Origin of the sequence: Listeria swaminathanii, assembly GCF_014229645.1 — a bacterium.
GTDB lineage: Bacteria > Bacillota > Bacilli > Lactobacillales > Listeriaceae > Listeria > Listeria swaminathanii.
The window spans coordinates 31,007-41,112 of the sequence record NZ_JAATOD010000005.1; the positions used below are offsets into that span (position 1 = coordinate 31,007).

The 10,106-nt window shown below is 39.9% G+C and carries 12 protein-coding genes; 7 read left to right on the forward strand and 5 right to left on the reverse strand.

The genetic code is table 11. The features are described 5' to 3' along the window. Positions 1–10: 10 nt before the first annotated feature. The gene (locus HCX62_RS12460) at positions 11–391 is read right to left on the reverse strand and encodes a MerR family transcriptional regulator (protein WP_185639378.1); all 381 of its coding nucleotides are present in this window, start codon (positions 389–391) and stop codon (positions 11–13) included. A gap of 142 nt (positions 392–533) precedes the next feature. After that, positions 534–1,421 (reverse strand): PucR family transcriptional regulator, encoded by an 888-nt coding sequence (locus HCX62_RS12465; RefSeq protein WP_185639293.1) that lies wholly within the window; start codon positions 1,419–1,421, stop codon positions 534–536. A gap of 169 nt (positions 1,422–1,590) precedes the next feature. Here HCX62_RS12465 and HCX62_RS12470 point away from each other — a divergent pair, with 169 nt between their 5' ends. Genes HCX62_RS12470 through HCX62_RS12480 form a run of 3 tightly spaced genes read left to right on the forward strand, consistent with a single transcriptional unit; the run spans position 1,591 to position 3,890 of the window. Continuing rightward, entirely contained in the window at positions 1,591–2,040 is a 450-nt protein-coding gene (locus tag HCX62_RS12470) for a MarR family winged helix-turn-helix transcriptional regulator (RefSeq protein WP_185639294.1), read from the forward strand. After that, positions 2,037–3,389: an MATE family efflux transporter gene (locus HCX62_RS12475; RefSeq protein WP_185639295.1), complete on the forward strand. Its 1,353-nt coding sequence runs from the start codon at positions 2,037–2,039 to the stop codon at positions 3,387–3,389. Before HCX62_RS12470 ends, HCX62_RS12475 begins: the two co-directional genes overlap by 4 nt. 57 nt (positions 3,390–3,446) lie before the next feature. Further along, positions 3,447–3,890, forward strand: a complete 444-nt coding sequence (locus HCX62_RS12480; RefSeq protein WP_185639296.1) for a VOC family protein — start codon at positions 3,447–3,449, stop codon at positions 3,888–3,890. Positions 3,891–3,910: 20 nt separating this feature from the next. Here HCX62_RS12480 and HCX62_RS12485 read toward each other — a convergent pair whose 3' ends face one another. Continuing rightward, a complete protein-coding gene (locus HCX62_RS12485; protein WP_185639297.1) occupies positions 3,911–4,372 on the reverse strand; it encodes a GNAT family N-acetyltransferase in 462 nt (153 codons plus the stop codon). 53 nt (positions 4,373–4,425) lie between these two features. After that, positions 4,426–5,160: a MerR family transcriptional regulator gene (locus tag HCX62_RS12490; RefSeq protein WP_185639298.1), complete on the reverse strand. Its 735-nt coding sequence runs from the start codon at positions 5,158–5,160 to the stop codon at positions 4,426–4,428. A 79-nt stretch (positions 5,161–5,239) separates the two neighbouring features. On the opposite strand from HCX62_RS12490, the gene HCX62_RS12495 reads away from it, so the two are divergent. The 3 genes from HCX62_RS12495 to HCX62_RS14060 all read left to right on the forward strand — a co-directional run bounded on the left by HCX62_RS12495 (position 5,240) and on the right by HCX62_RS14060 (position 7,702). After that, positions 5,240–5,959: a glucosamine-6-phosphate deaminase gene (locus HCX62_RS12495; RefSeq protein WP_185502873.1), complete on the forward strand. Its 720-nt coding sequence runs from the start codon at positions 5,240–5,242 to the stop codon at positions 5,957–5,959. Between the two features lie 166 nt (positions 5,960–6,125). Further along, positions 6,126–6,899 (forward strand): hypothetical protein, encoded by a 774-nt coding sequence (locus HCX62_RS12500; protein ID WP_185639299.1) that lies wholly within the window; start codon positions 6,126–6,128, stop codon positions 6,897–6,899. Beyond that, positions 6,896–7,702, forward strand: a complete 807-nt coding sequence (locus HCX62_RS14060; protein ID WP_260490875.1) for a hypothetical protein — start codon at positions 6,896–6,898, stop codon at positions 7,700–7,702. Before HCX62_RS12500 ends, HCX62_RS14060 begins: the two co-directional genes overlap by 4 nt. 53 nt (positions 7,703–7,755) lie before the next feature. Here the strand turns inward: HCX62_RS14060 and mbcS are convergent, their stop codons facing one another. After that, positions 7,756–9,333: an acyl-CoA synthetase MbcS gene (gene mbcS / locus HCX62_RS12510; RefSeq protein ID WP_185639300.1), complete on the reverse strand. Its 1,578-nt coding sequence runs from the start codon at positions 9,331–9,333 to the stop codon at positions 7,756–7,758. A 194-nt stretch (positions 9,334–9,527) separates the two neighbouring features. On the opposite strand from mbcS, the gene tadA reads away from it, so the two are divergent. Continuing rightward, positions 9,528–9,998, forward strand: a complete 471-nt coding sequence (tadA, locus tag HCX62_RS12515; protein WP_185545844.1) for a tRNA adenosine(34) deaminase TadA — start codon at positions 9,528–9,530, stop codon at positions 9,996–9,998. Positions 9,999–10,106 lie beyond the last annotated feature (108 nt).

The window sequence follows — 10,106 nt, forward strand, 5'->3', positions numbered from 1 at the left end:
CCTTTCGATATTAAAAATCTTTTAGTTTCTTTTGTGCTGGAATGAGATGAGTATCGTAATTATCGATTTTGAAGTCGAGACGATCAAGCGCATCTTGCATGACGTCAATACGATTTTTCAGGTCAATGCGCTGTTCTTTAAGTAATTCGACGCGGGCTTCTAAAGTATGCTCGCCTTCTCGGAAAAGTGCTAAGTAATCAATCAAGGCTTCAATGGATAAACCAGCACGGCGCATTTGGCGGCTAAACTGAATCCAGCGTAAATCTTCTGCGCCGAATTTACGGACGCCATTTTCATTACGATGGACGGGTGGAATTAAGCCAATTCGTTCATAATAGCGAATTGTATCAGCAGAAACTCCACTTTTCTCGCTGGCCTCTTTTATGCTCATTGTCAGTTCTTCAGAAGCATCTACAGCAAAAAGAACTGTTTGGTTTTTAGACATAGCCATTCTCCTTTACTTATTTGATATATTCATTGTATTCCTTGGAGTTAACTTTAAGTCAAGCGAAAACACCAACCATGCTCGAATTCTATTGATGATTGGTGTTTTTTGTATGAGATTGTAGCGTTGCAAGATAAGCTAACAAGAGCCCGTCCATTTTGCGGAGGGAGAGGTTTGTTTGCTCGTGGAATTTATCCAAACGATATTGGATTGTGTTCCGGTGCATAAAAAGTTCTTTCGCAGTGAGGCTGATGTTGCCTTGGTTTTTAAATAACGTATGAATCAGCGGGATCCAAGTGTCATCTTGATGGAAAAGATTGTTGAGCTCACTAGTAATTAAGCTTTCCTTCATTCGAAGCGCGATGACTTTTAAACTTTCGGATGCAACCGTTTGAACAATTTCGCGATTATTGTAATTGAAAATCGTCCGCTCCTCTGCAAATAAGCCGCGTAATTTGGCATTTAACGGGTGGAAGAGACCCATGAAAAAAGTGGACTGAATGTAAAAATCGCTTTCAAGTGTACCAGCGACTGCAACGAGTTCTTCTTCGCCAAGCAGGGAGCCGGTGGATTTTTCAATAATAACGCCATAATTAGCCGAAAACATAATAAGTTCGGCATCTGGGCTAAAGAAACTTAGCAATGCTTTTTGCCATTCTTGTAGCATGCTTTTAGTTGTCTTAGTTTTAATATGAAACTGGGTTATGCGATAAGTATCTTTTTCGTTAGGAATGGCCATTTCTTCCTGACCAAATAATAAGTCGAACCAAAATTGAGTTGATTCTTTGGTAAAAGTTGGTAATGGTTCTGGAAATAAAGTATGTAATAATGTAGCTTCTTGTTCGGAAAGATCATTTTTAGGAATAGTAAAATAATGCGGTTCTTCGTAAAAAGAAATCGTATTCGAGCTTGCTTTTATTGGATTTTTTGAAACAACTATATTGGGATATCTATTTTTTAATATTTTAATATGCATCGTGGATAGCACCCCTTCTCTACCTTTTATTTTTACAAAAGAAAGATAGGAAGTCAAATTATTGCCCGGGAAATAAAAAGGTTGCGCAGTCAACTAAAATGTTGCTATAATATAATGGTTGACGCCGCAACTAATTATGTGGCGGATTTTTTTATGAGGAGTCGGATAAATGGCAGAGAGACACGAAAGTTTAGCGAAAGCCATCGCAATTATTCATCGTTCGGAAAGCAGTTTTAAAAATAAAAAATTACTAGAAACTGGTCTTAATATAGGTCAATTGCGTTATTTATGGACGCTTTATAAAGAAGATGGTATTTCCCAAGAATCAATGGCGAAACGCTTTATGGTCGACAAGGCGAGTGTGACGCGGCATATTAAGCGTCTGGAAGAACTTGGCATGATTCGCCGCGAAATCGATACGAAGGATAGACGTATTCAGCGGATTTTTGTGACAAAGACTGGTTTTAAGATGCGTGAATTAATTGAGGAAGTGACCGAAGAATGGTCCGCGTTTTTAACAGCTGGATTTAGTGAGAAAGAAAAAGATGACTTAATGCATTTGATAGGCCGATTGTCTGATAATGCGATTATAGCAGTTGAAGGAGGAGAAGCTGAATGAAAGAACAGAGTAAACGATTAGGTGAAGATAGCATTCCGTCACTCATGGCGCGATTGTCGATTCCGGCATTTATCGGTATGTTTGTTATGGGGATGTATAATATTGTTGATACAATTTTCGTGTCGTACGGCGTTGGGCCATCAGGGGTTGCCGCACTTTCGATTGCGTTCCCGGTCCAAATGATACTAATGGCGATGGCAGCGATGTTTGGGATTGGTGGTGCATCGATTATTTCCCGCTCGCTCGGTGCTGGAGAACAAAAAAACGCGGATAAAGTATTCCACCAAGTTATCTGGTTGGTACTTATTTCGAGCATATTTATCGCGATTATTACCTTTATTTTCTTAGATCCACTTATTACGCTTTTCGGAGCACCGGCAGATATTCATGATATCGCGAGTGATTTCTTATCGCTTATCTTACTAGGCGCTGTGTTCCAAACCTTTGCGATGGCGATGAATAATATCGTTCGCTCGGAAGGTAACGCTAAAACAGCGATGTTAACCATGATTATTTCCGCTATTTTAAATATGATTTTAAACCCGATTTTCATTATGGGATTTGGTATGGGCGTCCGCGGTTCTGCGCTTGCAACCGTCATTGCACAAGCAGTTGGCGCGATTTGGCTCTTGATTTACTTTTTATCAGGCAAAAGTACTTTATCTTTAAAAGGATTCTCATTCCGAATGGATTTCCCGCTGATTCGCCGGATTATGGCAATCGGGTTCCCGTCATTCATTATGATGTCGGCAGGAAGTATCGTAACCGTTGCGGTAAACTGGATGCTTAATATTTATGGTGGAACGATGGCGATTGCAGTTTACGGGATTGCGAACCGAATTGCGTCCTTCGTCATTATGCCAATCAATGGTGTCACACAAGGGATGCAACCAATCGTAGGCTTTAACTACGGTTCCAGACAATTCGAGCGCGTAATGAAAGCTGTCAAAGTGTCCATGATTGCTGCGACCGTAATGTCACTAGTTGCTTGGGGCTTAGTAGAAATTTTCCCGGGATTACTCGTGCGAATCTTCTCTAACGACCCAGAACTAATTGCCCAAGGAACAAACGCTGTTAGATTTATGCTATTAGCCGCACCAACTATTGGTTTCCAAATTGTCTGCGGTGGGCTATATCAAGCGCTTGGTCGAGCAAGAATTTCATTTATCATTTCGTTGATGCGCCAAATCATCTGTTTAGTACCACTTTTACTTATTTTGCCGCAATTCTTTGGCTTAAATGGTATTTGGTACGCGTTCCCGCTAGCAGATTTAGGAGCGTTCACCGTTTGTCTTGTCATTATGAGCAAAACATGGCGCCGAATTTTTAAAAATCCCGAGATAGTTTAAGCTAAATTGAATGGGGTATTTTCTAACTAGTGTCTCAAAAATAAAGGAGCGATTTGTATGGCAAAAATGTACCCGTATTTAGCTTTTGAAAATGCAAAAGAGGCTTTAGGATATTATGAAGAAGTGTTCGGAGCAACGAATATCACGAGGTTGCCAGTAACCGAAGAACAAAGCGAAATGTTCGGTCTGGCAAAAGAAAATCTGGAAAACACCACAGTTCACGGTGGATTTACAGTGCTTGGCGCGAACTTGTTTTGTTCAGATTCTTTCGGAAAAGAAGTAAAGCCATCCAACCAAATCTCCATTATGCTCGATTCTAACAGTGAGGATCCAGCGGCAGTAGCCGACGCCGATGCTTTCTTTGAGAAAGTGAGTTCATCAGGAAGAATCACCGTAACGCTGCCTTTCGCAGAGCAATTTTGGGGCGGTAAAATGGGACAATTCGTCGATGAATATGGAATTTCTTGGATGATTCATACGCAACCTTATTCTAAATTATAACAAGCAAGTGGACCAAGATATCAGCTATCTTGGTCCACTTTTTTATTTGGATTCAATTTTGTCATTAAATAATGTTCGCCGATACCAGGAATGACGAACGATTTTCCGACTTTACGATAGCCATGTTTTTCATAAAATCCAACAGCGACAATTCGCGCATTACACCAGATAAGGTCAGCATCGCGTTTCCAAATTTCCGCTTCCCCATCCGCGAGTAGCGCCGTACCTAAACCCTTCAACCGCATCCGCCGTTCAGTCGCAACCCCGCGAATACGGTACTGCGTAGGATTCGTAATAACAGCTGATTTTTCTAGATAAAAACTCGCAATCCCGAGTAAAATATCATTTTCAAAAGCGCCTAGATGAAACGTATCCTCCAAATCATCATGTAGATAAATCGCATTGCTTTCAGGTTGTTCTGGGCGAAGAACCCGGTGCCTAATATCCTGCGTATCTTTTGCCTTGATTTGCTTGATTTCCACGGCACTCACCTCCACATTATTTCTTTCTATTATAACCAATCTTCCTAAAATATCTATTCAAAAGTTAAATTTGTTTCATATGAATAACCGCGAACCAGCTCTTGACCTATCCAAGCAACCGTTTCTTGTAAAAGGTAATTTTTATTTTCAGCCGGTGTTTGCCAGTTTTGCGGAGTGACAAATGCCTGTCGTTCACTTGATGCTAAATGACGTTCGCCGGGTGCGCCAATCGAATTATCCAGCTCAACAAAAAGATAAGCCTGCCCGCCTAAAATAAAATAACCGGGAAACTGCAGATAACTTTTCGAAAGGCCAAGTCGGCTCACGGTTTTCTGAACTTCTTGATGGAAAACTGGGTCGTTTAGAATATCCGCATGAACAGGAGTGAGAAGTGGCTCTGTAAGCAAAAGCCTGGCAGATGTTAGTAGCTCTTTCTTTGCGGGTTCGCGTTTTAACAAGCCTTGATAACGATTAATAAGCCACTTTTTACGAGCAATGCGAGCTTCTTCATCGATTAATTTTTGCTGATATTTAATAAGTAAATCGGGCAAACTTTCCGATGTGTTTTTGTCGAGATATTGTTTGAGTTCTTGCAAGGAAAACCCCATGTATTGAAGCGCTTGAATGAGATTGAGTTGTTCTTCTTGAGCCGTTTTATAGTAGCGATATCCGGAAGCAGGATCAGTAAAAGCAGGGACCAAAAGCCCAATTTTGTCATAATAGCGCAATCGTTGGATGGAGAGCTGGCTTATCTTTGCCATTTCCCCAATAGAAAAAAGCGTTTCCACATGTATCACCCTTTCGTCTTGACTCTATAGCTACTATACACTTTATCATAAAGGTAATTCAAAGCGAGAGGTGAAAAAAATGAAAATTATTGTAGAAAAAGATTACGAAAATATGAGTAAAACAACGATGCAACTGCTATTAGGAAAAATGTATCAGGACAAATCAGTGCATTTGGCCATCACGGCAGGCTCTACACCTAAGCGAATGTACGAACTATTGGTGGAAGAAATGAAAGAAAAAGCACCACTGACGAATGTAAGCTATTATAATTTTGACGAAATTCCCATCGGCGACGAAAAATACGGCGTAACAATTGCCAATTTAAAAGCAATGTATTTTGATCCAGCGGGAATTCCAGAAGAACAAATTCATATGTTAGACACAAAAAACTATCTAGAACACGATGCGCATTTGAAAGAAGTAGGCGGCCTGGACGCAATTTTGATTGGCATCGGCGAAGATGGTCATTTTTGCGGAAACCTGCCCGGTGTAACAAAATTCGGTGACGAAACCCGCCTTGTTTCCGTTCAATCACGCCCAGACATGTTCGACATTTTGCTCGGAGAAGTAGGCGGCGACGCAGAAAAAGTACCTGAATACTACGTGACAATGGGACCAAAAAACGTCATGCAAGCAAAACAAGTCATTTTATTCGCAAACGGCAAGAAAAAAGCAGCCATCATCAAAAAAGCGCTGCAAGGCCCAGTGACAGAAGATATTCCAAGCTCCATTTTCCAATTACACCCTAACTTCACAGTCGTGCTAGACGAGGAAGCGGCAAGTGAATTAAATCGTTAAAAAATGGCCAGCGCTGTTGCTGGCTTTTTTTGTGGAACGAAAGCGGGAAATGTTTGTGATTTAAAGTGCAAAGGCCGGTGATTTTGTGCTAAAATAGCTTCAAAAGACTTGCGGGAAGTCTTAACTCAAATCTTCATGAAATTACAGATAGAAATGGAGTTTTTAAATGAAAACCAACATCTCTTTTAAGGAAGCTAATCAGTTAGTAAATATAAGAGACCAAAGTGCAAAAGCAGCCACCACTTCACGGAATCTGCAATTGCCTATTCTTGCGCTTTTTTGTGGATTTATGGCACTGCTACCATGGAAGAATTCGGTGGTTATGACCATTATCCTTTTTCTAATTATAGTAATAAGCTATATTTATTATTTTACTTTGAAGTCTAGCAATAAACTTTTGGAAAACTTTGGATGGGAACTAGCTAAATATGTAATGCTCCAGACTATTACTCTGAGCCTGATACTAGGAATAAGAATAGATGGTGGCAGACCTTTTGGAGATTTTTACATGATAGTAGCGCTGAGTTATCTAGTGTTGATTACGGTGTTTAGCTATTTCCGCTGTAAAGCAATGATATTAAATTATCTAAAAAGCAATAATATCAATCTGAAAAAATCCGCATCAATTAAAATATGGGATAAAGGATTTTCTAAACTTTTAATAGGAATGCTAGTAATGATTATCCTTGGAACTCAAATATACAGACTAAGTAAATGGTGGTTCATTGGGGATGATAGCTCGATAAGTGTAATATCTATCCAAAATGAATGGCTCGGAGCTTTAGTAGTATTAGTCGGCGGGATTTTTTTGCTACTACTTCTAATTATTTTCTCACTACTCCCAACACTAGTATTTAATCCGAAAATAATTACAAACGGTATCTTGCTAAAAAAATATGCAACAGAATTTCAACAAGAAAATGCGAGGAGCAACCAATGAACACACTATCCAAACTAATAAATTTCGTTTCTTCTGAGAACGCCTTAGAAAAAAATTCAATGCATCGGCTATATGAGAACTTAAATGGTACAGGAAAAGAAGTAATGCCCAAGTCGCTGAAACTATACATTTTAGCTGGTTTTTCTTGGCTTATATGTTTGATTTCTGGGGCTAAAGGGGTTGGTTTTCCAATCACCGCATCTATTATAATCCTAGGTGTTTTCATAGGATATGCTAGAAGTAAACCTTATTTTAAAAATGCAGCATACACAATCGCTGTTTACTTAATAACACAAACTGCAGTCCTGTTTTTCTTCTCTGTTTGGATGCCTTGGAGAAATCCAGATTTAACTAAAATATTTGCTATTACATATATTTTATTAGGATATGCCCTCTCTTTTTACATTATAAGGATTAGATTAATTGAAAATGTGCAGATAAACTATTTGATAAACGATGGGAAATTAATCAGAAAAAGAAAAACGATAAAGGTTTTAAAAATAGTAGCGGCTATTTTAGGGGTTTCTTTGGTAGTTGCTATGCTGGTAACGAGAATCTATACGATGAATAGTGATTGGTGGAATAACAGCGACAATTACGATTATTCATATGACTCTTTTGCAGGAACCATTATATATGTTTTCTCTTTATTTATCGGCTTAGCAAATTTAGCTCTATTCACATTATTCCCAACGTCTCTTTTAAAAGCATCAGTTGTGGTGAACGGTCTTATTTATAAAAAGTACTCGGCGGACTTTCAAAAGGAATATGAGTTCACGGATAAGGAATGGTATGGCGAATAATAAAAGAAGAAAAAAGAAGTCCTCAACTGAGGACTTCTTTTTTCTCTACAACTTCAACCATGCACACTAGCAAACTCCGCATCGCGCAACTCTACGCGGCGGATTTTCCCAGAATCAGTTTTCGGCAATGCCTCAACAAACTCAATCCGGCGTGGATATTTATATGGAGCAGTTTGTTCTTTCGTAAATGTTTGTAATTCATGCACAAGATCATCGGTGCCCTCGTAGCCATCTTTTACGACGATAAACGCTTTTACAACGGTTCCGCGGATTTCGTCAGGGCTTGCGACAACAGCGACTTCTTTTACGGCTGGGTGATGTGTGAGCGCGTCCTCTACTTCGAACGGTCCAATCGTGTAACCCGAGCTAATGATAATATCGTCATTCCGGCCTTGGAACCAGTAATAATTATCTTCATCGCGAATAGCTCGGTCACCAGAAACGAAATAGTCGCCACGAATCGCTTTTTGCAAGCGTTCGGGTTCCTTATAATACTCTTTAAAAAGTGCCGGGAAGTCTCTACGCATTGCGATGTCACCAATCTCACCAACGCCGACCGGATTGCCGTCAGCATCAATAATCGCCATATATTCTGGCATAATCGGTTTGCCCATCGAACCAGGGCGAATCGGCGTATCAACAAGCGTCCCAATCAAAAGCGTGCTCTCCGTTTGGCCGTAACCGTCACGAACTTTAACGTCAAAATTGTCTTGGAAAACTTGAATTACTTCGCGGTTTAAAGGTTCGCCCGCTGATACGGCGCTACGAAGTGAACTTAAATCGTGTTCGCGCAGATTGTTCACTTTTGCCATTAAACGGTATTCCGTTGGCGTACAGCATAGCACATTGATTTTTTCTTCTTCTAGTAAATGAAGTTGTTTTTCAGGGATAAAACGACCGTTGTAAATGAAGCCAGTCGCGCCTTTTCCAAGTACAGAAAGGAAGGGAGACCAAACCCATTTTTGCCAACCGGGACCAGCTGTAGCCCAAACGATATCGTCTTCGTGAATATCTAGCCAATGATCGGCCGCAATACGGATATGCGCGTAACCCCAACCGTGGATATGTACAACACCTTTAGGATTACCAGTTGTTCCACTCGTGAAAGCAAGCAGACAAGCGTCATCGCGAGAAGTTTCTACGCGTTCAAACTCGGACGAAGCGTCTTCCATCAATGTTTCGTAATGATCCCAGCCAGATAATTTATCACCCACAATGATTTTTTTCGAAACGGAAGGCGTGTTTTCAATTTTATCAAATTCAGCAGTCATTCCATTGTAAGAAACGATTGCTTTTACGTTTGCGTGATGGATGCGGTATTCTAAGTCGTGCGCTTTCAGTAGTTCAGATGCCGGGATAATAATGGCGCCGGCTTTCCATAAACCCATGTAAATGGCGTAAGTTTCTAGTAGTCTAGGTGTCATAACGATTACATGGTCGCCTTTTTTGATCCCAGCGTCTTTAACCACATTGGCAAATTTGTTCGCTTGTTCAAGTAGGTGGCGGTAGCTCCATGTTTTTGTTTCGTCATGGTCGTTTTTCCAAATTAAAGCAGTTTTTTCAGAACTGAATTTAGCAATCTCGTCAGTAATATTATAAAGTTCTGGAGCGATTAAGTTTTCTGAATTCATAATGACTCTCCTTTATAAGTAGATTGTATATTTTGATAATTTTGTTTTAGTACCTAGTATTAATATATGGTAATATAAATGCTCCGTGAAAGCAACTAAAGTGTTCCTGTGAAAATTTGAGCAGATTGTTCTTACATCTAATCCAAGCTATGCTAAAATAGCTATAAGTGACTTTTTAGAAATGAGGTGCATAGATGGAACGAGCTTTCTTTATGCAACAAGCGCTTGAAGAAGCCGAGAAAGCACGAGAAATTGGGGAAGTTCCAATTGGTGCAGTCGTTGTTTTAGATGGAAAAATTATTGGCCGGGCGCATAATTTGCGTGAAACGAGCCAAAATGCAGTGACCCATGCGGAATTACTTGCCATTCAAGATGCGTGTAAACATCAGAATTCATGGCGGCTCAGTGGTGCAGAACTGTACGTTACGCTAGAACCGTGTCCGATGTGTAGCGGTGCCATTTTACTTTCGCGGATTGAAAAGGTTTATTACGGGGCAAAGGATCCAAAAGCCGGAACAGCGGGATCATTAATGAATTTGCTGCAAGATGACCGATTTAATCATACGTGTGAAGTAGAAGCTGGATTAATGGAAGCCGAAAGCAGCGAAATGTTAAAAAGTTTTTTCCAAGAACTGCGAAAACGGAATAAATTAAATAGGTCTTAATGCTCATTATGCGAAATGATACTTTTATGAAAGTTATTGTGAAATAAAAAGCAATAAGCCTTACCAACATTTACAGCCAGATAATAATTGCGAAAATCATCACAATCT